This window comes from Chthonobacter albigriseus, assembly GCF_013839445.1.
GTDB classification, from domain to species: domain Bacteria; phylum Pseudomonadota; class Alphaproteobacteria; order Rhizobiales; family Pleomorphomonadaceae; genus Chthonobacter; species Chthonobacter albigriseus.
This window is the reverse complement of the sequence record NZ_JACDIT010000013.1, coordinates 21,599-44,301: the sequence shown is the minus strand read 5'-3', so window position 1 is coordinate 44,301 and position 22,703 is coordinate 21,599. Positions and strand designations below refer to the sequence as shown.

General features: G+C 67.6%; 16 protein-coding genes. 15 read left to right on the top strand and 1 reads right to left on the bottom strand.

Annotated elements, in window-relative coordinates; genetic code table 11:
- Positions 1–7 precede the first annotated feature (7 nt).
- The 6 genes from bglX (at position 8) to HZ321_RS21055 (ending at position 6,798) form a co-directional block, all read left to right on the top strand.
- The gene (gene bglX, locus HZ321_RS21080; protein ID WP_181704391.1) at positions 8–2,278 is read left to right on the top strand and encodes a beta-glucosidase BglX; all 2,271 of its coding nucleotides are present in this window, start codon (positions 8–10) and stop codon (positions 2,276–2,278) included.
- Positions 2,279–2,303: 25 nt separating this feature from the next.
- On the top strand, positions 2,304–3,554 hold the full coding sequence (locus HZ321_RS21075; protein WP_206682819.1) for a glucoamylase family protein: 1,251 nt from the start codon (positions 2,304–2,306) through the stop codon (positions 3,552–3,554).
- Positions 3,555–3,610: 56 nt separating this feature from the next.
- Complete coding sequence (locus HZ321_RS21070) at positions 3,611–4,339, top strand: alpha/beta hydrolase family protein (RefSeq protein WP_181704390.1); 729 nt, start codon at positions 3,611–3,613, stop codon at positions 4,337–4,339.
- Positions 4,340–4,435: 96 nt separating this feature from the next.
- A complete protein-coding gene (locus HZ321_RS21065; protein WP_181704389.1) occupies positions 4,436–4,951 on the top strand; it encodes an HPP family protein in 516 nt (171 codons plus the stop codon).
- Positions 4,952–5,076: 125 nt separating this feature from the next.
- On the top strand, positions 5,077–5,865 hold the full coding sequence (locus HZ321_RS21060; protein WP_181704388.1) for an SDR family NAD(P)-dependent oxidoreductase: 789 nt from the start codon (positions 5,077–5,079) through the stop codon (positions 5,863–5,865).
- Positions 5,866–5,901: 36 nt separating this feature from the next.
- Complete coding sequence (locus HZ321_RS21055; RefSeq protein ID WP_181704387.1) at positions 5,902–6,798, top strand: NAD-dependent epimerase/dehydratase family protein; 897 nt, start codon at positions 5,902–5,904, stop codon at positions 6,796–6,798.
- 3 nt (positions 6,799–6,801) lie between these two features.
- On the opposite strand, the gene HZ321_RS21050 is transcribed toward HZ321_RS21055, so the two are convergent.
- Complete coding sequence (locus HZ321_RS21050) at positions 6,802–8,739, bottom strand: AI-2E family transporter (RefSeq protein ID WP_181704386.1); 1,938 nt, start codon at positions 8,737–8,739, stop codon at positions 6,802–6,804.
- Positions 8,740–8,916: 177 nt separating this feature from the next.
- On the opposite strand from HZ321_RS21050, the gene HZ321_RS21045 reads away from it, so the two are divergent.
- The 9 genes from HZ321_RS21045 (at position 8,917) to HZ321_RS21005 (ending at position 22,702) form a co-directional block, all read left to right on the top strand.
- Entirely contained in the window at positions 8,917–9,855 is a 939-nt protein-coding gene (locus HZ321_RS21045; RefSeq protein ID WP_194304098.1) for a Gfo/Idh/MocA family protein, read from the top strand.
- A 174-nt stretch (positions 9,856–10,029) separates the two neighbouring features.
- On the top strand, positions 10,030–12,096 hold the full coding sequence (locus HZ321_RS21040; RefSeq protein ID WP_181704385.1) for a sensor histidine kinase: 2,067 nt from the start codon (positions 10,030–10,032) through the stop codon (positions 12,094–12,096).
- Positions 12,097–12,276: 180 nt separating this feature from the next.
- Positions 12,277–13,050 carry a ferredoxin--NADP reductase gene (locus HZ321_RS21035; RefSeq protein ID WP_181704384.1) on the top strand — a complete coding sequence of 258 codons (774 nt, stop codon included), beginning with the start codon at positions 12,277–12,279 and terminating at the stop codon, positions 13,048–13,050.
- 19 nt (positions 13,051–13,069) lie between these two features.
- Positions 13,070–15,139, top strand: coding sequence for a hydantoinase/oxoprolinase family protein (locus HZ321_RS21030; protein WP_181704383.1), 2,070 nt, complete (start codon positions 13,070–13,072; stop codon positions 15,137–15,139).
- A gap of 2 nt (positions 15,140–15,141) precedes the next feature.
- Positions 15,142–16,899 (top strand): hydantoinase B/oxoprolinase family protein, encoded by a 1,758-nt coding sequence (locus HZ321_RS21025; protein ID WP_181704382.1) that lies wholly within the window; start codon positions 15,142–15,144, stop codon positions 16,897–16,899.
- A gap of 10 nt (positions 16,900–16,909) precedes the next feature.
- Entirely contained in the window at positions 16,910–17,779 is an 870-nt protein-coding gene (locus tag HZ321_RS21020) for an FAD binding domain-containing protein (RefSeq protein ID WP_181704381.1), read from the top strand.
- Positions 17,779–20,760: a molybdopterin-dependent oxidoreductase gene (locus HZ321_RS21015; RefSeq protein WP_181704380.1), complete on the top strand. Its 2,982-nt coding sequence runs from the start codon at positions 17,779–17,781 to the stop codon at positions 20,758–20,760. The genes HZ321_RS21020 and HZ321_RS21015 overlap by 1 nt, the downstream gene beginning before the upstream one ends.
- The gene (locus HZ321_RS21010) at positions 20,757–22,289 is read left to right on the top strand and encodes a 6-hydroxynicotinate reductase (protein WP_194304097.1); all 1,533 of its coding nucleotides are present in this window, start codon (positions 20,757–20,759) and stop codon (positions 22,287–22,289) included. The genes HZ321_RS21015 and HZ321_RS21010 overlap by 4 nt, the downstream gene beginning before the upstream one ends.
- Positions 22,286–22,702: a MarR family winged helix-turn-helix transcriptional regulator gene (locus HZ321_RS21005; protein ID WP_181704379.1), complete on the top strand. Its 417-nt coding sequence runs from the start codon at positions 22,286–22,288 to the stop codon at positions 22,700–22,702. The genes HZ321_RS21010 and HZ321_RS21005 overlap by 4 nt, the downstream gene beginning before the upstream one ends.
- Position 22,703: the final 1 nt, after the last annotated feature.

Sequence of the window (22,703 nt, the reverse complement as noted above, 5' to 3'; positions counted from 1 at the left end):
AGGTCCAATGGCTTCGAAGACCGATGTGATCGACGACCTCCTGTCTCGAATGACACTCGCCGAGAAGATCGGCCAGTTGAACCTCGTCACCCCCGGCGGCGAGACGCTGACCGGCAGCGTCGTCAACACCGGCGTCGCAGAGAAGGTCAAAGCCGGGCGGATCGGCAGCATCTTCGGCGTCAAGTCGCCGGCCGCCGTGCGCGCCCTGCAGGATCTGGCCCTGCAGTCGCGGCTCGCAATCCCGCTGATGTTCGCCGAAGACGTGGTCCATGGTCACCGGACGATCTTTCCGATCCCGATCGGCATGGCCGCGACGTGGAACCTTTCTTTGATCGAGGAGACCGCGCGGATCGCCGCCGTCGAGGCGACCGCCGGCGGCATCGACCAGGTCTATGCGCCCGTCGTGGACGTCTGCCGGGATCCGCGCTGGGGGCGGATGGCGGAAAGCCCGGGGGAGGATCCGGTGCTCGCTTCGCGCTATGCCGAGGCGATGGTGCGGGGATTCCAAGGCGACGATCTCTCCCGGCCGGACGCCACGATGGCGTGCCTCAAGCATTTCGCGGCCTATGGCGCGGCGGCGGCCGGGCGCGACTATGCCGGCGCGGACATGAGCCCGATGCGGCTGCACGACGTCTACCTGCCGCCGTTCAAAGCCGGCGTCGAGGCGGGGGCGGGCAGCATCATGGCCGGCTTCAACACCCTGAACGGTGTGCCGATGCACGCCAACCGCGTCCTCATCGAGGAGGTGCTGCGCGGGCGCTTCGGTTTCGACGGCCTGGTGGTCAGCGACTACACCGGCGTCGACGAACTGATGGGCCACCAGATGGCCGCCAGCCATGCGGAGGCCGCACGGGCCGCGGTCAAGGCCGGCGTCGATCTCGACATGGTCGGCGAGAGTTATCTGAACACCCTCCAGGCAAGCGTCGAAGCCGGGCTGCTCGATGCGTCGTTGATCGAGGCGGCTTGCCGCCGGGTGCTGGAGGCAAAAGCCAAGCTGGGACTGTTCGACGACCCCTATCGGCGGCTGAAGGCAGGAGAACCGCCCGCGGAGCTTCCTTCCGCCCATCGGGCGGTCGCCCGCAGGGCGGCGGCGGATGCCTGCGTGCTTCTCAAGAACGAAGGGGGCGTGCTGCCCCTGTCGCGGTCGGCGAAGGTCGCGCTGGTCGGTCCGCTGACAAACGACCGCGTCAACATGAATGGCACCTGGGCGGTCAGCGGCCGGTCCAGCGACGCCGTGACCATCCTGGACGGATTTCTAGAGGCGATCGGGCAGGGTGGCGGGATCGTCTGCGCGCGCGGTTGCAACATCGTGGACGACCCCGTCCTGGCCGACCGGCTCAACGTCCACGACCGTCGGGACCTGTCGGTCAGCATCGATCCCCGAACGGCCGACGTGCTGATCGCGGAGGCGATCGCCGCCGCCGAGGCCGCGGACGTCGTGGTCGCGGTGCTCGGCGAAAGCAAGGAGTACTCCGGCGAGTCATCGTCCCGTGCGGACCTGAGGCTATCCGCGGGTCAACGGCGACTGGTCGCCGACTTGAAGCAGACCGGCAAACCGCTGGTCCTGGTGATCCTCGCCGGCCGGGCGCTGGTGATCACGGAGGAAGCGGCGACAGCCGACGCGGTGGTCTACGCGTGGTTCGGTGGCACGGAAACCGGGCATGGGCTTGCCGATCTCCTCTACGGCGATGCGGAACCGGCGGGCCGCCTGCCGGTGACGCTGCCCTTCCACGAAGGCCAGGTGCCGATCGCCTACGGCGAACCCAAGACAGGACGCCCCTACACCGGCCGCTTCGAGAAGTTCAGGACCGGTTACCTTGATCTGCCGGACGGCCCGGAGCAGATCGACGGGCTGTTCCCGTTCGGCTTCGGCCTTTCCTATTCCGCCGTCCGCTATGGCCCGGTGACGGCCGACCGGACTAGCCTTTCGGGCGACGCGGACCGCGCCGTCATCTCCTGCGAGGTTCGCAACGACGGTGACCGCCCAGCCGTGGACGTCGTGCAGCTCTACGTCGGGGCGCCCGTGTCTCCGATCAGTCGGCCGAGCCGGCGGCTGGTGCAGTTCGAGCGGCTGGTGCTCGCTCCGGGCGAGGCGAGAACCGTGTCGTTCGCGATCACGGCGGCGGACCTCGCGACGTCGGTCGCCGAGCATGTGGCCGATTGCCGGCGCGACTGGCACGGCGGCGCCTTTCGCGTCTTCCTCGGCGCCAACTCCCGCGCCGAGCAGGGCGTCGACCTGATCTGGACGAAGGACGGCGCGGTTGCCGTCACCAGCTAGCGACAACTTGGATGTTCCCTCGACGATGACCGCATCTCTTTCCGACGACGCACTCCTCGACCTCATCCAGGGCCGGACCCTCGACTACTTCACTGCGTTCGCCCACCCGGTGAGCGGCATGGCGCGCGAGCGGTCGGCCGGCGCCTTCGGCTATTCGGCGCTGGAGACCGTCACGACCGGCGGCACGGGCTTCGGGGTGATGGCGCTGATTGCCGGGGCCGAGCGCGGCTTCATTTCACGCGACGCGGCGGTGGCGCAGATCGCCCGGATCGTCGGCTTCCTGGAAACCGCGGACCGGTTCCACGGTGTCTATCCGCATTTCCTCGACGGCTCCACCGGCCGGACGATCCCGTTCTCTCCCTTGGACGACGGGGGCGATCTGGTCGAGACATCGTTTCTGATGGCAGGCCTCCTGGCCGCGCGCGAATGGGTCCGCAGCGGCGAGCCCAATCTCGCCGCGTCCATCGACGCGCTGTGGCGAGCGGTCGAATGGAGCCATCACCTGCGGGCCGACGGCGCGCTGCTCTGGCACTGGAGCCCCGTGCACGGCACGGCGATGAACCATGCGGTGCGAGGCTGGAACGAATGCCTGATCACGCACGTGCTCGCCGCCTCGTCGCCGACCTTTCCGGTTGCTCCGGAGACCTACCACGGCTCGTGGGCGACCGCGCCCGAGTTCCGCAACGGCAAGAGCTACGACGGCGTTGTGCTACCGCTCGGCCCGGATGGTGGCGGGCCGCTGTTCTTCGCCCACTATTCCTTCATGGGGCTCGATCCCCGCGGGCTGGTCGACCGCTACGCCGACTACTTCGAACAGAACCGGGCGCATGCGCTGGTCAACCACGCGCACTGCAGGCGCAATCCCAACGGTTTTGCTGGATACGACGAGCACTGCTGGGGGCTGACGGCGAGCGACAATCACGAGGGCTACAACGCCCACTCCCCGACGAACGACCACGGCGTGATCACACCCACGGCGGCGCTGGCGTCGTTCCCCTATGTGCCGGATCTGTCGATGAAGGCGGCGCGGCATTTCCACGACCGGCTCGGTTCCACGCTGTTCGGAACATATGGATTCCTCGACGCGTTCAACCAGGGCCGCGATTGGGTGGCGACCAGCCATCTCGCCATCGACCAGGGTCCGATCGTCGTGATGATCGAGAACCACCGGTCCGGGCTGCTCTGGTCGTTGTTCATGAGGGCTCCGGAGGTGCTGCGCGGGCTGCGGCGGCTCGGTTTCGCCAGCCCTCATCTTGAAAGCACGGCCATCGCATGAACCGTCACATCTTCACGCTCGGAACCGATGAGAGCCCACAGAGCGACGCGCCGCGGATGACGGTGACGGTGCAGCGGCCGGCGTTGGCCCCGAACGGCCTGCTCGTCGTGATTTCCCATGGACGAAACGGGGCCTCTGAAGCGCCCCACATCCAAAAGATCGCCGAGCCCTATCTGCTGCGCGGCTACAGCGCGGTCATTCCCGATCTCTGCAACTCCGACCACAACGCCAGCGCAGGCAGCGGCGCGGATTTCACCATCGGTGGCCATGTCCGGGATACGCTGAGGGCGGTGCGCTGGGCGCTGGAGCACGCGGGCGACTACGGTTGCCGCGCCGACCAGATCGCGCTCGCCGGGCACAGCATGGGCGGCTATGCGGTGAGCCACCTTGCCGCAACGGAGCTTCGTTCCATCACCCGGCATGTTCTCGCCGTCGCGACTTTCACCAGCGGACGGCGCCAGTTGGAGGCGAGGGCGAAGCACCATCCGCAGGGTGTGGATTCGCTCCGCACGGAACTGCCGCGGGCGCTCGTCGACTGGCCTCGGCACGACATCTTCGAGGTCGCGGAGCGCCTCACGATGCCGGTGAGCACCGTGGTGGGTGTGCTCGATACGGTAACCCCGGACGAAAACGTGCTGGAGTTCAACCTGATGCTTCCGCGGGCGATCGACCATGTCGTCCTCGACGGCGCACATCACTGCCTTGAAGGCGGGCCGCATACCGACATCCTGCTCGGCGTGCTGGACCGGCTGGACGCGTCCGCCGGGCCTGTCGGGTCAGGATGACGCGGGCCTACCGGCGGGCGATGTCAGGGATGCCAATTGCCTGATTATTGAGCGCACTGCTAAAGACGGCGGCATTATCCGGGGCCGGGGTGCCGTATGTTTCAGCGACTTAGGCGTTTTATTGTGCGGCATGAGCCGAAGGGTCAGTTTGCTCACCATCTCAAGTCGGGAACCGGGGCCATCGTGGGGATGGGACTGGTGGGTGGCCTGGCGTCGGCAACCGAGCTTCCGCTGCTGATCGCGCCCTTCGGGGCGACGGCGGTGTTGCTGTTCGGCCAACCGGGCAGCCCGCTCGCGCAGCCCATCAATGTGGTCGGCGGATATGTCGTGGCGGGGGCGATCGCGGTCGCGGTTCACACCGTCGCGCCGGGGCTTCCGCTTGCCGCCGCGCTCGGCGTCGGGCTGTCGATCTTCGCCATGCTGGCGCTGCGGGTGACGCACCCGCCGGCCGGAGCAGTCCCGATCATCGCCTTCGCCGGCGGCATGCCTCCGGCGATCCTGTTCCCGGTGATCACGCTCGGGAGCCTCAGCCTGGTCGCCTACGCGGCCCTGCATCACCGGCTGCCGCCCGTACATGAATACCCGCGCCGGCTGCAGGACGAGACGACCTGAGAGCGGCGGGCGTGCGGTTCGCGGAAAATGCGGACTTGCCGCCGCTCGGCGGCGCGCCCTAACTCACGGCGTCGGTTCCCCAGCGCCCGTTCTTCTCACGGGCGCAGCATCCCAAGGACGTTCTCATGTCCGATTCCTCCGCGGCCTGGCCCACCATCCCCGATCTCGCCGGCAAGGCCGTACTGATCACCGGTGCTTCGACCGGCATCGGCGCCGAGCTCGCGGTCGCTTTCGCCACGCAAGGCTGCCTCGTGGGGCTTCACTACCATTCGTCGGTGGAGGCTGCCGAGGCCCTTGCGGAGCGAATCCGCTCGATCGGCGGCACCGTCCACCTGGTGCGAGGCGATGCCTCCAAGACGCCCGAGGTCGTGCGGGTGGTGGAGGAGACCGCCGCCGCCTTCGGCCGGCTGGACGGCCTGATCAACAACGCGGGCGGCATGGTCGCCCGGGTTCCCTATGCCGACATGACGGACGAGCACTACGACGCGGTGATGGATCTCAACGCCCGTTCGGTGCTGACGGCGTCGCGGGCAGCGATCCCGTTCCTGAAGCGGCAGGGCGGCTTCATCATCAACACCACGTCCGTCGCCGCCCGGAACGGCGCCAGCGGCGGGGCCGGGGTCTACGGCTCCAGCAAGGCGTTCGTCTCCAACGTCACCCGCGGCATGGCCAAGGAGCTGATCCCGATGGGCATCCGCGTCAACGCCGTCGCCCCGGGGGTGATCGAGACGCCCTTCCACGAGCGCTACTCGACCGCGGCCCAGCTTGCCGCGCAGCTTGCGACCATTCCGCAGGGGCGGCTCGGCCGGGCGGAGGACTGTGTCGGCGCCTATCTGTTTCTCGCTTCGGACCGGCTGAGCCCGTATGTGATAGGTCAGGTCATTGAGGTGAACGGCGGTCAGCTGATGCCCTGACGGGCATCGCCGCTCCCATCAGACGAAGAGGCTTCCATGGCAAAGCGCGTGGTCTTCACCGGCGGCAGCGGCAAGGCCGGCCGCCATGTCATTCCCGAGCTGCTGCGATACGGACACGAGGTGTTCAACCTCGACCTGAAGCCGCTCGACCAGCCCGGCGTCAACACGCTGATCACGGACCTGACCGACAGCGGTCAGGCCTTCAACGCGCTCTCGATGCATTTCGGCTTCGAGGGGCTGGAGACCGGCCGTGGTCCGGCTCCCGTGGACGCCGTCGTGCATTTCGCGGCCGTGGCGCGGATCCTGATCCAGCCGGACAACGAGACCTTCAAGGCCAACGTGGTCAGCACCTACAACGTGATCGAGGCCGCGGTGAAGCTGGGGATTCACAAGGTGATCATCGCCTCGAGCGAGACCACCTACGGCGTCTGCTTCGCCGAAGGGGACAAGGACTACCACGCGTTCCCGCTCGAGGAGGACTACGACATCGATCCGATGGACTCCTACGGCCTCTCCAAGCTGGTGAACGAGAAGACCGCCCGCGCCTTCGCCATGCGGACCGGAGCGGATATCTACGCGCTGCGGATCGGCAATGTGATCGAGCCGCACGAGTATGACCGCTTCCCCGGCTTCGTCGCCAATCCGATGTCGCGCAAGCGGAACGCCTGGAGCTACATCGACGCGCGCGATCTCGGACAGATCGTCCACCTCTGCCTGGAGAAGGACGGCTTGGGGTTCCAGGTGTTCAACGCGGTGAACGACACGATCACCGCCGACCTTCCGACAGCCGAGTTCCTCGCCACCTATTCGCCGGGGGTGCCGATCACCCGGGAGATGGGGCGCTTCGAGGCGCCGATCTCCAACCGCAAGGCGCGGGAGGTTCTCGGCTTCCGCGAGGAGCACGACTGGCGCAAATACACGCCCGGCCGCTGAGGATCAGGCGAGTTCCGCCGCGGGCGGCGTTTCCGGCTCAGGAACTGCTGCCTCCGGTGCTTCGGCCGCCGCCACAACGCGCTCCAGGACTTCGTGGAAGCTCGACACGTTGGCGTCGGCGCCGATCGCCTGGGCGATGCCGGGGTTGGCGATGCCAGGGGTCACGAGCAGGATCTCGGTGCCCGGCAGACGCCGGCGGACACGGCGGACGGAACGGCGCAACTGGATCTCGTGCGTCGTCGATAGGGCGATCAGGCAGACGACGCGCGTGTCGCGACCACCCACCTGGAAGATCCTGCGCGCCGAAAGCGCATCGGGACCCTCGGCGCGGGTTCCGATGCCGTGCTTGGCGACGAGTTGGCGCAGCATGATCGCCGCCGCGTGGTCGATCTCGTTCTCGGCGCCGATCGCCAGAACCGGTGCCTCGCCCGCCCACTCCGGTCTCAGCCGGTCCGGCGCGACGACGCGTACCTCAGCCCGGTCTGCGGTGCTCTCGACGGCAGCCTCCGCTTCCGGATCCACCGTGCGGGTGCGCTCGGGCTGGATGTCGTCGTACACCTCCAAGTCGTCGACGACCTCCTCCACGGTTTCCCGGATCCTGGCGGAGCGCTCGTCCCCCACGAGCCCACGCTCGGCGTCCTCGGCGGCGAGGCGAAGCCCGGGCACGGCGATCTGGTCGTAGTACTCAGACAGGGAACGCTCCTTCAGGATCTGCTCGGCGACGCCGATCATCTCAACGGAATCCCGGGCGAGCGCGCGCTGGTAGAAGAGTTCCGGTGGAGAGAGCGCGGGCCTGTCACCCAGGAGCACCTCCAGGAAGGACAATCCCTTCACATGCCGGCCGAGGACGACGAGGCAGACGGTGAGCGGGGTGGCCAGAAGCAATCCGATCGGTCCCCAGAGCCAGGTCCAGAAGGTCGCCGCCACCACGACGGCGACGGGCGACAAGCCGGTCGTGCGCCCGTAGGCCAGCGGTTCGACGAAATGGCCGACGATCGGCTCGGTGATGAAGAACAGCGCCGCCGTCCAGGCGAGCATGGTCCAGCCGGGATCGACGGCGGCGGCAAGAGCGAGCGGCAGGGCCGCGCTGATGAAGGCGCCGATATAGGGTACGAAGCGCAGGACCGCGGAAAGAATACCCCACAGAATCGGGATCGGGATGCCGATCGCCCAAAGACCGACACCGATCACGACGCCGAACATGCTGTTCATGGCGAGCTGAATGAGGAGCAGCCGGCTGAGACGGCGTGCGGCGTCGTCGATGGCCGCCGTCGTCTTCTGCAGGTCGCGGGTGCCGACGAGCTTGATGAAGCGATTCCGCAGATCCTCGCGCTGCATCAGGATGAAGATCACGAAGATGATCACGATCCCGGTCATGGCGAAGGGGTGGATCAGCGGTCTCAGCAATGCGGCCAGCGTGGAGAAGGCGCCGGGCGACGGTTCGAGCACCGTCACCGGGACAGGCTTCGGATCGGCGGTCGGAGCGCTCTGCGCCGGCGGCGCGCGCTCGTCGGCGGTTTCCAGTTCGGCGCTGACGGTGTTGAGGAACACCGAGACTTGCTCGAGGGCGCCGCTGGTTGCCGTCGCGCCCTTCAGCGAAGCGATCTTGCGCTGCACGGTCGTCTGGTACTGGGGAAGGTCGCGAACCAGTTCAGACACCTGCGCGGTGATCAGCCAACCCAGGACGAAGAGCAGGGTGAACGCGGCCACCACGGCCAGGAGAACGGAAAAGACACGCGGCACGCCGACATCGCGCATCATGCGGACGAGCGGGGCGAGCGCGAAGCTCAGGAGAACGGCGAGGGCGAGCGGCACCAGGATCTCGCGGGCGAAGTAGAGCACCCCCATGATCATGAGGGCGAGCGCGACGAGAGCGGTCGCGCGAACGACGCTTCCACGGGCTGGCTGTGGTTCACCCGGATGGACGGCTTCGACTTCCATTATGTTTCCCGCGGCGAGAGGACGCTTCCTAACGCGGCGAGGGGCGATCGGGATCCGCTCCAGTCTCCGCTCGTGTTCCGTCAAGACGACTTGGCGGGAAGAACTGGGCCGGTTAGGAGTGTTGCGCGGCGCATATCGACCCGGAACGGGCAGCCGCCGGCGTGAGGGAGGAGCATCATGAAGAAGACGATCGGTATCGTGGGCGTCGGCAAGATCGCCGTCGACCAGCACTTGCCCTCCATCGCCGAGACGGGGACTTTCGAGCTTGCCGCCCTGGTCAGCCAGCGCGGGGTGACCCACGGGTCCGTTCCGACCTTCCGCACCCAGGCCGAAATGCTGGCGGCGCTGCCGGATCTCGACGCGGTGGCGATCTGCACCCCGCCCGATGTGCGCTATGGCTATGTCCGCGAAGCGCTCAAGGCCGGCAAGCACGTGCTCATGGAAAAGCCGCCGACCGCGAGCCTGATGGAACTCGACGACCTGGAGAAGCTGGCCGCATCGGCGGGCCGGACGCTGTTCGCCACCTGGCATTCGCAGTTCAACACGGCCGTGGACGAAGCGCGGGCGCGGCTTGCCGGCGAGCGCATCACCCGCGTCGCCGTGACTTGGAAGGAGGATGTGCGACGCTGGCATCCAGGCCAGGAATGGATCTGGCAGGCCGGCGGCTTCGGCGTGTTCGACCCAGGCATCAATGCTATCTCGATCCTGACGAAGGCGCTTCCATTCGCGACTTTCGTCAGCAGCGCCGAACTGCTCTTCCCTGCCAATCGCGATACGCCGATCGCCGCTTCACTGACGATGCGGGCACCTGCCGACGCCGGGGTGGAGAGCTTCACGGCCGAGTTCGACTGGCGGCAGGAAGGCGAGCAGACCTGGACGATTGACGTGGAAACCGCCAGCGGCTCCCGCATCGTTCTGACCCGTGGCGGTACCTGCCTGTCGGTGGACGGGGTCTCGCTCGTTGAGGAAGCGGACCAGGAGTACCGTCACATCTACCGCCGGTTCGCGGCTCTCGCCGCATCCTCGTCGAGCGATGTCGACGCCGCCCCGCTGCGCATCGTGGCGGATTCGTTTCTGATGGGCCGGCGACGGGTCACGGACGCCTTCGACTGGTAGGCAAGGTCGCGGTGCTCGCGGCCGGAGACGGCCGCAATCGGCCTCTGGAACCGGCGGCATTTTTGTTCGACAATTGTGCCTCGCACCTGTTTCGCTTCCGCCGCCGGTGGTGGCGGGCTGCTCGTCTCCAACTCGATCCCGACGCATCTGCATCTGTTCCGACCGGAGTAGGCCATGAGCCTTACGCAGCGCTTGTTCGGTCTGATGGCGCTGGCCTTCGTGCCGGCCGGACTCGTGCTCCTGGTGTTCAGTTCCGACCTGAAGACCGCGCGCGACCGCGAGGTCTTCGAGGCGGCGGTGTTGCAGACCCAGCGTGCAACGTCGGAGATGGAACGGCTGGTGGAGAGTATGCGCACGCTGCTCATCGCCATCTCCACGGCGCCGATCGTGCGCGACTTCAACGAGCCGGCCTGCGAGGCGTACCTGAATGCCCTGGCTAACCGCTTGCCCCACCTTTCCATCATCGCCGTGCTCGATCCCCACGGCGATGCTCGGTGCCTGAACAAGCCCGGCGCGCGGAAGATGAACTACGCCGACCGGCATTATTTCCAGGAAGCCCTGCGGACCGGGGATTTCGTGGTCGGCGTGTTCACTCAAAGCCGTCTTGAACCGGAACGGCGCGTGCTGCCGTTCGCTTTGCCGATCCGCGACGCGGCAGGGACTGTCACCGGCGTCGTGGCTCTCGGGCTCGACCTTGCCTTCCTGAACGAGGTGGTCGGCCGCTGGTCACTTCCGGCGGGCGGGGGACTGACGATCGCCGACCGGGAGGGCGTCATCCTCGCCCGGAACCCTCGGCCGGACGATTTCGTCGGGCAGCGCATTCCCGAACCCTACCTGCGGTGGGTCACCGGGAGCGAGCCGGGCACGGCGGAAATCATGAGCCAGGACGGTACCCGGCGCATCCAGTCCTACAAGCCGGCGACCGTTTCGCCGGTGGGCCTTTATGTCAGCTCGGGTCTGTCGGCGGTCACGGTCTATGAAGCGCTCGCCGACGCGCGCCGGCGCGGGTTCTATGCCCTAGCGGCAGCGGCGGTCGCAGCCTTCGGCGTCGTGCTTCTGGTTGCGCAGGTTTCGATCCGCCGTCCGGTCCAGGATCTCGTCCAACTCGCCGATGCCTGGCGGCGCGGAGATCCCGTTGGGCAGCCCGCCTCTCAGACGGCCGCGGAATTCGCAACCATCGCGGCTGCTCTCAACCGGATGGGAGAGGGACTGCGCAAGCAGCAGGCCGAACTCGTGGAAAGCGGGGAGCGGCTCCGCACCATGGTGCGGCGGGCGCCGGTCGCCTTGATGCTCCATGCCGAGGACGGGGAGATCCTGGAGATCAGCGAGAGCTGGTTTCGCCGCTCCGGTTATGCCGTCGGGGCTGTCGGATCGGCCTCGGAATGGTTCCGGCAGGCGCTCGCCGGTTCAGGGGGCGAGCACGACCCGGCGGTGGTGTTCCCGAGCGAAGGCCGGGAGCGCGAAGTGACGACGCCATCGGGCGAGACTCGGTATTGGGAGTTCGCCACGGTTGCTCTCGGCTCACTTTCGGACGGTCGAGCCCTGAGGTTGACGGCGGCATCGGACGTGACGGAGCGCCATCGGGCCGCCCAGCACCAGGACCTGATGGTGCGCGAGCTGAACCATCGGGTGAAGAACACGCTTGCGGTGGTGCAATCGATCGCCAGCCAAACGATCCGGCCGGACGGCGACCCGGCAGACATGGTCGTCCGTTTCACCGAGCGGGTTTCGGCCCTGTCCCGAACGCAGGACCTGCTGACGCAGCGTCAATGGTCGTCTATCCGGCTGGAAGACTTGCTTGTGGCGGAACTCACCCACCTCGGTCTCGGAGACCAGGTGAGCCTGAACGGACCTGACGTCGAGGTGCCCGCGGAACTGGCCGTGTCGACCGGCCTGATCGTCCACGAACTCGCGACCAACGCCGCCAAATACGGTGCGATGTCGGTCCCCGGCGGAAGGGTCGCGGTCAGCTGGCGTTTGCAGGCGGGGGAGGAGACCACCACCGTCGACCTGACCTGGGAGGAGACAGGCGGACCGGCCGTGACGGCGCCCAGTCGCAGAGGGTTCGGCTCGCGGCTGATCGGTCAGGTGTCCCGCTCGATGGGGGAAGGCAACCTGACCTTCGACAGTTCCGGCGTGGTCTTCAGCCTTCGATTCAACGTGCCCGCGAAGATGCTGCTTGAAGAGCCTGACCCGGAGGTTTCGACGGACAGGTCGCGCGGATTCAAGATCAGAACATAAGTTATTGAAACCAGACAAGCTTTCTTGGTCAGGATCAAGTTCCGATTCAGGCTCCGCGAATCCCGTGGAGCCTCGGCGTGTGGACGGGGGGTAACCCTTGTCGCTTCCGAACAGGCCGCTTGACAGGAGTGTCAGGCCGATCACATCATATGTGTACGAATGATCTAGCGGGAGCCCTCGATGGCGGCGCTCGAGACCCAGACGGTAACCGGGGTTCGTCATTGGACGGATCGCCTGTTCAGTTTCAAGATCACCCGCGACCGCGGCTTTCGTTTCGAAAACGGACAGTTCGTGATGATCGGCCTCCCCGTCGAGGGGCGGCCGCTGCTCCGGGCATATTCGATCGCGAGTGCGAACCACGAGGAGGAACTTGAGTTCTTCTCGATCAAGGTTCCGAACGGACCGCTGACCTCGAGGCTGGCGGAGATCAAGCCGGGCGACCAGATCCTGGTGGGCCGCAAGCCGACGGGAACGCTGGTGCAGGACAGCCTGACACCTGGCAAGCGGCTTTATCTCGTGTCGACCGGCACGGGCTTGGCGCCCTTCGTGTCGATCATCAAGGATCCGCAAGTCTACGAGCGCTTCGAGAGCGTCATTCTCGTCCATGGTTGCCGGTTCATCGCTGAACTTGCCTATGGCGAGGAAACGGTCGCGGCCGTTCTGCAGGACGAGTTCCTGTCCGAATATGTGACGGGCAAACTGCTCTACTATCCGACCGTGACGCGGGAGCCATTCCGGCACACGGGGCGGGTGACCAACCTGTTGCGCGATGGAAAGCTGCCCGCTGATCTCGGCATGCCGCCGCTCGACCGGGCACATGACCGGGTCATGATCTGCGGAAGCGAGGCGATGCTCGCGGACATGGTGGGCCTGATGAAGGAACTGGCGTTCGAGGAGGGATCCTCGTCGAAGCCGGCGGACTACGTGATCGAGAAGGCATTCGTCGAAAAGTAGCTCCGGAAGGGAGAGTTCGATGGGCGGGGAGGGCGCATTCGGACGATCGGTCGACGGTACGCGGCTTCGCCGTGTGGCCGGCATCGATGTCGGGGGCACCTTCACCGACCTGATCCTCACCGAGACGGGACCCGAGGGAACCGGCATCCGCCTCGCCAAGGTGCCGACGACGCTGCCGAACCAGGCGGACGGCGTGATCGCGGCGATCGCCGCGACCGGACTCACTCCTGCCGACCTCGACCTGGTCATCCACGGGACGACCGCCACCACCAACGCCATCCTGGAACGGAAGACGGCCCGGGTGGGGCTGATCACCACCCGGGGTTTCCGCGACACGCTGGAACTGGGGCGGCGGACCCGGCCGAAGCCCTACGGGTTGATGGGGACCTTCGAGCCGCTGGTGCCGCGCGAGTTGCGGCTTGAGGTGACGGAGCGAGTGGGGTCTCGGGGCGAAGTCTTCGCAGCGCTTGATGAAGACGAGGTGGCGGCTGCCGCGCGATCTCTTCTGGCATCGGGATGCGAGAGCGTGGTCATCCACTTCCTGCATTCCTATGCGAACCCCAGCCACGAGCTTCGGGCCGGGGCGATCGTCTCAGCGATCTGGCCAAACGACTACGTGACGCTCGGCCATCAGCTGCTTTCCGAGTATCGGGAATACGAGCGGGGAACGACGGCCTCGGTGAATGCGGCGGTTCAGCCGATCCTGGACCGCTATGTGCGGCGGCTGCAGGACGAGTTGAAGCGCGGCGGCTTTGCCCGTGACCTTCTGGTGATGAACGGCAACGGCGGCACGGTTTCAGCAGATCTTGTGGCGCGCGAGGCGGCGAAAACCGTGATGTCAGGGCCGGCTTCCGGTGTCATGGCGGCAGCGGCGACGTTGGCGCAGAGCGAGATCCGCAATGCGATCACCTATGACATGGGCGGTACCTCCACCGACGTGGCACTGATCTTCGGTGGTATTCCAGAAGTCTCCAGTGAACTGACCATCGACTACGGCCTTCCCATTCATGTTCCGATGGTGGACGTGCGAACGGTGGGGGCCGGGGGTGGCTCGATCGCGTCGATCGATGCGGCGGGGATGCTGAAGGTTGGGCCTGAGTCAGCAGGGTCCAATCCCGGGCCGATCGCCTATGGGCGGGGCGGGAACCGGGTGACCATCACGGATGCGAACACGCTGACCGGGCGGCTGGACCCGAGCCGGTTTTCCCAATCCTCACAGAGCGTTGAGGTGATCCGACAAGCGCTCGAGGCGCAGATCGGCGGGCCGATCGGGCTGTCGCCAGAGGCTGCTGCGGCCGCGGTGATCCAATTGGCGAACACGCATATGGCTGGCGCGATCCGGATGGTGTCGCTGTCGCGGGGCTACGACCCGCGAGACTTCGTGCTTTTTGCATTTGGCGGAGCCGGGCCGTTGCATGCGGTGGCAGTGGCGCGGGAGTTGGGGATCCCGGAGGTGCTGGTGCCGGCGCGGCCCGGGTTGACCAACGCCTTGGGGTGTCTGGTTGCAGACCTCCGGCAGGATTTCGTGCAGACGGTGAACCGGCCGGTGGGCGACCTCGACATGGATCAGGTCGCAGATATCCTTAGAAGTCAGAGGCTTAGGGGTGAGGCCATCAATGCGGCGGAGCAGGATGAGATCGTCTCCACCGTTGTGCTGCACGGGGCGGACATGCAGTTCCGGGGGCAGACCCACCTGATCCGGGTTGCATTGCCCGGGCCGGAGGTGTCGCGGGAAGACCTGCAGGCGCTGTTCGAGGCGGCGTATTTCAAGCGGTTCCAGGTACAACTGCCTGAGATCCGGGCGGTGCTGGTGAACCTCACGACGTCGGTGATCGGGCGGCGCAGGACGCTCTCGGTGGATGCATTGATCCGGCCGAGCGGTGGACCCAAGCTGTTGGGATCGCGTCAATTTTTTGCCGACGGTGCCTGGCTTGACGCTGGCGTTTGGGACCGCGAGGCGCTGTCTGCGGGTGATCGCATCCCTGGGCCGGCCGTCATCCAGCAACTGGATGCAACCACCGTGATAGAACCGGGATCGACGGCTGAAGTCGATGCGATCGGAAACCTTCGCATCAAGGTGAGGGACTGATCATGAGCAGTCTTGATCCGATCACACTGGCAGTCATTCAAGCAGGTCTCGGTCAGGTCTGCAATGAAATGGACATTGCGTTCACGCGATCGGCGTTCTCGCCGGTAATTGCGGAAGCAGACGATCGGTCGTCTGGCATCTACGACAAGACCGATGGCTCGCTGATCGCACAGGGAGAACTTGGTCTTCCGGTGTTCGTGGGAACGATGCAATATTCCACGAGGGAGATGATCAGGCTGATACGGGAAGGATCCGTTCTTCCGCCAGAGCCGGGTGATATCTACATCGTCAACGACCCCTATCTCGGGGGAACGCATCTGATGGATGTCAGGTTCGTTCTTCCGTTCTACCATGAAGGGGAGTTGTTCTGCTGGCTCCAGAACACCGGACACTGGCCGGACATCGGCGGCATGGTTCCGGGCGGGTTTTCGGCCAAGGCGACCGAGGTTGAGCAGGAGGGACTGCGGCTGCCGCCGGTGAAACTGTTCAAGAAGGGAGTGATGGATACTGAGATCTACTCCATCATTACTTCGAACATACGGATCGCCGACCAGCGCATCGGCGACATCCGGGCCCAGGCCGCGGCGCTGCGGGTGGGCGAGCGGCGGCTCGCCGAACTGCTGGACCGGTATGGTGCAGAGACGGTGCGGGAGGCCATCGGCGAGATCCGCGGGCGGGCTGCGACCCTGATGCGGGCTCATGTGGCCGGCATTCCGGACGGCGTGTATCGGTCCGAGGCTTTCGTCGATTCAGACGGTGTGGTGAATGAGCCACTGCGTATCGCGCTCACCGTGACGAAGTCCGGCGAAGGACTTCATTTCAATTTCACGGGTTCATCACCGCCGTGTCGCGGACCGATGAACTCGGTGGTGGCGACCACATACTCGGCCGTCTATCTCGCCGTCCGCCACATCTTTCCGGATACGCCGCTGAATGCCGGCGCCTTCGAGCCGCTGACGATCGAGCGGCCAGTCGGGACGTTCCTTGATGCACGCTATCCGAGGCCTGTTTCCGGGTGTGCGGCGGAGGTTTCGCAGCGGATCGCGGAGGCGGTGTTCCTGGCTCTGGTCAAGGCCATTCCGGACAAGGTGACGGCCGCGCCGGCGGGATCGTCCGGCAATTTCGCGCTCGGCGGGTTCGATCCGGAGCGCGGGACGAGCTATGTCATGTACCAGATTTCCGGTGGCGGCTATGGCGGTAATGCTTATCACGACGGCCTAACCAACGGTTGTTCCACGATCGGGATCTCCAAAACGGCGCCTGTTGAAGTCATGGAACAGTATTATCCTGTTCTCTTCAGTCGGTTCGCCCTGCGGGAAGGCTCGGGTGGGGCGGGCCGGCACCGCGGCGGATTTGGCGTCCACTACGAAGTCGAGCTCCTTCGAGGGGAGGCGCGGGCGTCGTTCGTGATGGACCATGGGCGGTTCGGGCCGCCTGGGGTGCTGGGCGGGGAAGATGGCGCGCGCAATGTGGTTCGCATCCACCGGGACGGCCAAGTGTTTGTTCCGGAACATCTTTCAAAGGACCAGGACATTCCTTTGACGGCCGGCGACCGGGTCGAGGTGATGACGCCGGGCGGGGGTGGCTATGGCGATCCCGCGCTTCGGGACGAGGATCTGATCCGCCGAGATACGGTAAGGGGCTACTACCCTGACACGCAGGGTTTTCCGGCGCAGAGTGTAGTCGCGTTTCTCGACGCGTCTGACGGCTACGTAGCGTCGGACGGTGCGTCGAGCGTCCACCCCCGCGGGGATAACTGAGGAGGGAGCGATGGCACGTTACTACCGGCCCGACACGCTCGCCGAGGCGCTCGCCATCCGGGCCGAAAAAGTTATCACCGTGCTGGCCGGGGGGACCGATATTGTTCCGGCGAGGACTGCCCGTGCCGGGTGGGGCGACATGAGCCGGACGGACATCCTCGACGTCAGCCGGCTGCAGGAGCTGAGAGGGATCGACGAGACGGCGGATGGATACCGGTTCGGCGCGCTGACCACGTGGACGGAGCTGCGGCGCGCGGCGCTGCCAGCGGCGTTCGCGGGGTGGCAGGCGGCGGCGAAGGATGTGGGCGGACGGCAAGTGCAGAACCGCGGGACGATCGCGGGCAACCTCTGCACGGCATCGCCGGCCGGCGATGGGATCCCGTGCCTGCTCAGCCTGGATGCGGCGGTGGAGCTGACGTCGGCGGGCGGGGTGAGAACCGTGCCGGTGGGCGACTTCGTGACGGGGTACCGCACCACGGCGCTGCGGGCGGACGAGCTGGTGACGGCGGTGGTGGTGCCGCGGCCGGCGGAGGGCGCGGTTGGTGCCTTCGCCAAGCTTGGCGCGCGTCGGTACCTGGTGATCTCGATCGCCATGGCGGCGGGGGTGATCGCGGTGGGCGAGGACGGGCGGATCCGGTCTGCGGCACTGGCCGTGGGGGCGTGCAGCGCCCGAGCACAGAGGTTGCTGCGACTGGAGGCGGCGCTGGTGGGGGTTCCGGCCGGGGCGGCGGTTTCGGCGGTGGAGCCGGAGCTTTTGGACGAACTGACGCCGATCGACGACATCCGGGCGAGCGGAGACTATCGGCGGGCGGCCGCGCTGACGCTGGTGCGGGACATCGTGGGCGGGCTTGCTGGCGACGGCGAACGGAGGGTGGCGTGATGGCGGACGGCGCGCAAACCCCCAAGGACATCGTGTCGATCGCGCTGACGGTGAATGGCGCGGCAAGAACGGTGGCGGTGGATCCGTTCCAGAGCCTTGCCACGGCACTCCGGGACGGATTGGGGCTGATCGGTACCAAGGTGGGCTGCGACGCGGGTGACTGCGGCGCGTGCACGGTGATCCTCGACGGGGAACAGGTGTGCGCGTGTCTCGTCTCGGCGGCGCAGGCCGATGGCGCGGCGGTGGAGACGGTGGAGGGCGCCGGGCCGGACGGGATCACCGACCGGCTGCGGCGGGCTTTCCTGGAGCATGGGGCGGCGCAGTGCGGGATCTGCACGCCGGGCATGCTGATGGCCGCGACGGACGTGCTGGCGCGGGAGCCGGGGGCGGGACGCGAGGCGGTGGAAGACGCGCTCGGCGGGGTGCTCTGCCGGTGCACTGGGTATGTGAAGATCCTCGATGCGGTGATGAGCGTGGCGGGGGAGGTGGATGCAAGCAAAGGCGTGGGTGGTCCGCCTTCGCGGACCATGACGGCTTGGGGTGGGGAGAGTGACGGGGGTCGGGAAGACAGATGCGTGGGTGGTCCGCCTTCGCGGACCATGACGGCTTGGGATGTGGAGAGTGACGGGGGTCGGGCCGACAAAGGCGTGGGTGGTCCGCCTTCGCGGACCATGACGGCGAGGGTGGAGGACGGTGACGGCGGCCGAGTGGCGCGTGACGAGGGAGATGGTGGCTTCCTCAGCGTGGGGCGGCGGATCGCGCGGTTGGATGGCTGGGGGAAAGTGGCGGGGACGGAGGTGTTCGGGGCGGATGCGGCCCCGGCGGAGGCGCTTTGGGTGCGTGTGTTGCGGTCGCCATATGCGCGGGCGACCTTTGCAATCGGGGATCTGGAGTCCGTGCGGAGCCGGGTGCCGGGGCTCGAGGCGATCGTGACGGCCCGGGACGTGCCGGGCGAGAACAGCTTCGGGATCTTTCCGACGACCAAGGACCAACCGGTGTTCGCGGACGGCCATGTGCGGTTCCGCGGCGAAGCGATCGCGGCACTGGTGGGGACGAAGGAGGCCGTGGAGAGCGTTTCGGACGCTGACCTGCCGATCGCCTGGACCGTGCTGCCGCCTTTGACGGGCGTGGAGGCGGCCCTGGCTGCCGAGGCGCCGGCGCTGCATGCAGGCTCGCCGGGCAATGTGCTGACGCGGGGGTACCTGAAGCGCGGGGATGCGGAGACTGGGCACCAGGGAGCGGCGGCCACGGCGGAAGGCCGGTTCGAGACGGCGTTCGTGGAGCATGCCTATATCGAGCCGGAGGCCGGGTTCGCCGAACCGGTGGGCGACCGGATGGAGGTGAGCGCCTGCACGCAGGCGCCCTACATGGACCTGGAAGAGACCGCACGCGTGCTGGGCGTAGCGCACGACAAGGTGCGGATCCGCCCGACCGCCTGCGGCGGTGGCTTCGGCGGCAAGCTGGATGCCTCGATCCAGCCGATCCTGGCGGTGGCGGCGCACGCGACGGGACGGCCGGTGCGGATCGTCTACAGCCGCGCGGAGTCGATGGCTTCCACGACGAAGCGCCACCCGGCGAAGATCCGGGCGCGCTATTCGGCCGACGCCGACGGGCGGTTCATGGCCTTCGACATGGACGGCGATTTCAACACGGGCGCCTACGCCTCGTGGGGGCCCACGGTGGCCAACCGCGTGCCGGTGCACGCGACGGGGCCGTACCGGGTGCCGCACGTGACGGCGCGGACGCGGGCGGTCTACACCAACGAGACGCCGTCGGGCGCCTTCCGCGGCTTCGGCGTGCCGCAGGCGGCGATCGCGCACGAGACGCTGATCGACGATCTTGCAGAGAAACTGGGGCTGGACCGCTGGGAGATCCGCCGGCGGAACGCGATCGGGACGGGCGACGAGACCGCGACGGGACAGCGGCTCGCCTCGGCCGGATTGCCGCAATGCCTGGACGCGCTGAAGCCCGAGTGGGAAGCAGGGCTGGCGCGGGCGGCGGAATGGAACCGCGGCGAGGGCCGGGTGCGGCGCGGCGTCGGGATCGCCTGCATGTGGTACGGCTGCGGCAACACCTCGCTGCCCAATCCCTCGACGATGCGGATCACGCTTTCGCGTGACGGACGGCTGACCTTCCACAACGGGGCGGTGGACATCGGGCAGGGCTCTACGACCGTGCTGACGCAGATCGCGGCGGAGGCGCTGGGCGTGCCGGCCGAGGCGTTCCGGCTGGTGGTGGGCGACACGGACCTGACGGCGGATGCGGGCAAGACCTCGGCATCCCGGCAGACGCTGGTGTCGGGCAACGCCGCGCGGCTGGCGGGCGAGGCGCTGCGCAAGGGCGTTCTCTCGCTGGCGAACGCGGGGCCGGAGGCGCGGATCTCGATCGCCGAGGGCGTGCTGACGATCGCCGACGGCGAGGCGACGCGGCGGATCGAGATCTCCAGCCTGCCGGCGGACGAGGCCGGCGTGGTGCTGGCCGGCGAGGGCACGTGGGATCCGCCGACGAGCCCGCTCGACGCGGAGGGGCAGGGCGTGCCCTACGCCTCCTACGGGTTCGCGGCGCAGATGGCCGAGGTGGCGGTGGACACGGCCCTCGGCACCGTGAAGGTGCTGGCGATCCACGCCGCGCATGACGTGGGACGGGCGATCAACCCGACGCTGACGGAAGGGCAGATCCACGGCGGCATCGCGCAGGGGCTGGGCCTGGCGCTGATGGAGGAGTTCATTCCGGGCCGGACGGAGAACCTGCACGACTACCTGATCCCGACCGTGGGCGACATGCCGGAGATGACCATCCACCTGATCGAGGACCCGGAGCCGGTGGGGCCGTTCGGCGCCAAGGGCGTGGGCGAACCGGCGCTGGTGGCGACGGCGCCGGCGATCCTGTCGGCGATCCGGCATGCGACGGGGGCGCGGATGACGCGGGTGCCGGTGCTGCCGCATCGGCTGTGGGAAGCGCTGCAGGAGGGCGGGCGATGAGCGCCGTGGCCGATCCATTCTCCGCGGACGCGCGGTCCGCCAAGTTCGGCGCCGTGGAGGACGACGGGATCATCCGCTGCGATGCGTGCCCGGTGCTCTGCCGGATCCGGCCGGGGCGGGCGGGGGCGTGCGCGCGCTATGCCAACGAGGACGGGCGGCTGGTGCGGGTTGATCCGGTGCTGATCCTGACCAAGGCGGTGGAGGACGGCACGCCGCTGGTGCCCTTCGCCGGGCCGCAGGCGGCGGACGGCTGGAACGGGCGGCTGATCGACCCGGAGCGGGCCTTCGTGACGGGGGTGGGCGCGGGAACGACCTATCCGGACTACAAGCCGGCGCCGTTCATCGTGGCCTCCGAGCAGGCGGGCGTCGATACGGTGACCGTGGTGACCGAGGGCATCTTCAGCTACTGCGGCGTGAAGGTGAAGATCGACACCGACCGGCACCTCGGCCCGGAAACCGCGACGGTGCGGGTGGACGGCGAGGCGGTGGGGCATGTGACCACGGCCGAATACGGCTCGCAGATGCTGTCGCTGGGCGGCGTGCGGCACCTGACGGGCGGGTCGAAGAAGGAGGGCAACGTCACCTGCGAGACGCTGATGAGGCTTTCCTCCGGCGAGGCGGTGACGCTTTCGATCGACGGCGGACATGCGGTGACGGTGCAGGCGGGGGCGGCGCCGATCGTCGACGGCCGGACGGAAGAGCGGATGCGCGTCGGCTGCGGCTCGGCGACGGTGGGGATCTTCGCCAAGCAGTGGCTGGGGCACGTGGACGAGGTGATCGTGCTCGACGATCACATCACCGGGGTGCTGAGCGAACACCAGGCGGGCCGGGTGCTGGCGATGCGGCCGGCGGGGATCCGCGTGCGGGGGCGCAAGTCGACGCCGGGACGATATTTCCAGGTGGCGAACCCCGGCATCGGCTGGGGCGGGACCGACATCACCGATCCGCTGTCGGTGATCAGCCGGATCGATCCGGCGGTGGCGTGGCCGGGACTCAGGCTGCTGATCACCTCCACCACGGGAGAGGATGCGCTCTACTGCGTGCTGGACGAGACGCTGACGCCGGTGCCGGCGCCGATGCCGGAGGCGGTGGGACGCGTGGTGGAGCGGATCGGGGAGAACTGCGAGCCGTCGCTGTCGAGCGTACTGTTCGTGGCGGGGGCCGGCGGATCGCTGCGCGCGGGGGTGACCGAGAACCCGGTGCTGCTGACCCGGTCGGTGGCCAAGGGTGAGACGCGGGTGACGATGGGCGGCGCGCCGGTGACGCTGTGGCCGGGCGGCGGGATCACCGTGATGGTAGACGTGGCCAAGATGCCGAAGGGCTCGTTCGGGACCGTGCCGACGCCGGCGCTGGTGGCGCCGATGGAGTTCACGCTTCCGGCCGCGTTCTACGAACGGCTGGGCGGGCATATGGGCGAGGTGGTGCGGATCGGCGACCTTCTCGCCGCTGTCGGGCCGGAGGCGCGGGTGGAGGCGATGGCCGGGGACCTGCCGTGGCCGCTCAATCCGGAAACGGGGGTGCGGCAATGACGGGCTACCGGCTGGAAGAGCAGGTGGGGTTCCTGATCCGCCGGGCGCACCAGCGGGCGAGCGCGATCTTCGCGGACACGATGGCGGCGTTCGAGGTGACGCCGACCCAGCTGGCTGCGCTGGCCAAGCTGTCGGACGTGGGGTCGGCCTCGCAGAACGAACTGGGGCGGATGACGGCGATGGACCCGGCGACGATCTCGGGCGTGGCCGGGCGGCTCCTGAAGCGGGGCTGGGTGCACCAGACGCCGAGCCCGGACGACGGGCGGCTGATCATGCTGCAGCTGACGCGGGAGGGCGCGGCGACGATCGAGGCGATGAAGGTGGCGGGCTACGAGGTTTCGCGGCGGACGCTGGAACCGCTGAGCCCAGCGGAGCGGGCGGAGTTCCTGCGGCTCTTGGCGAAGATGGGGTGAG

Coding starts and splice junctions, on each gene's coding strand:
- bglX (WP_181704391.1), top strand. CDS start 8: ATGGCTTCGAAGACCGATGTGATCGACGACCTCCTGTCTCGAATGACA.
- HZ321_RS21075 (WP_206682819.1), top strand. CDS start 2,304: ATGACCGCATCTCTTTCCGACGACGCACTCCTCGACCTCATCCAGGGC.
- HZ321_RS21070 (WP_181704390.1), top strand. CDS start 3,611: ATGACGGTGACGGTGCAGCGGCCGGCGTTGGCCCCGAACGGCCTGCTC.
- HZ321_RS21065 (WP_181704389.1), top strand. CDS start 4,436: ATGTTTCAGCGACTTAGGCGTTTTATTGTGCGGCATGAGCCGAAGGGT.
- HZ321_RS21060 (WP_181704388.1), top strand. CDS start 5,077: ATGTCCGATTCCTCCGCGGCCTGGCCCACCATCCCCGATCTCGCCGGC.
- HZ321_RS21055 (WP_181704387.1), top strand. CDS start 5,902: ATGGCAAAGCGCGTGGTCTTCACCGGCGGCAGCGGCAAGGCCGGCCGC.
- HZ321_RS21050 (WP_181704386.1), bottom strand. CDS start 8,739: ATGGAAGTCGAAGCCGTCCATCCGGGTGAACCACAGCCAGCCCGTGGA.
- HZ321_RS21045 (WP_194304098.1), top strand. CDS start 8,917: ATGAAGAAGACGATCGGTATCGTGGGCGTCGGCAAGATCGCCGTCGAC.
- HZ321_RS21040 (WP_181704385.1), top strand. CDS start 10,030: ATGAGCCTTACGCAGCGCTTGTTCGGTCTGATGGCGCTGGCCTTCGTG.
- HZ321_RS21035 (WP_181704384.1), top strand. CDS start 12,277: ATGGCGGCGCTCGAGACCCAGACGGTAACCGGGGTTCGTCATTGGACG.
- HZ321_RS21030 (WP_181704383.1), top strand. CDS start 13,070: ATGGGCGGGGAGGGCGCATTCGGACGATCGGTCGACGGTACGCGGCTT.
- HZ321_RS21025 (WP_181704382.1), top strand. CDS start 15,142: ATGAGCAGTCTTGATCCGATCACACTGGCAGTCATTCAAGCAGGTCTC.
- HZ321_RS21020 (WP_181704381.1), top strand. CDS start 16,910: ATGGCACGTTACTACCGGCCCGACACGCTCGCCGAGGCGCTCGCCATC.
- HZ321_RS21015 (WP_181704380.1), top strand. CDS start 17,779: ATGGCGGACGGCGCGCAAACCCCCAAGGACATCGTGTCGATCGCGCTG.
- HZ321_RS21010 (WP_194304097.1), top strand. CDS start 20,757: ATGAGCGCCGTGGCCGATCCATTCTCCGCGGACGCGCGGTCCGCCAAG.
- HZ321_RS21005 (WP_181704379.1), top strand. CDS start 22,286: ATGACGGGCTACCGGCTGGAAGAGCAGGTGGGGTTCCTGATCCGCCGG.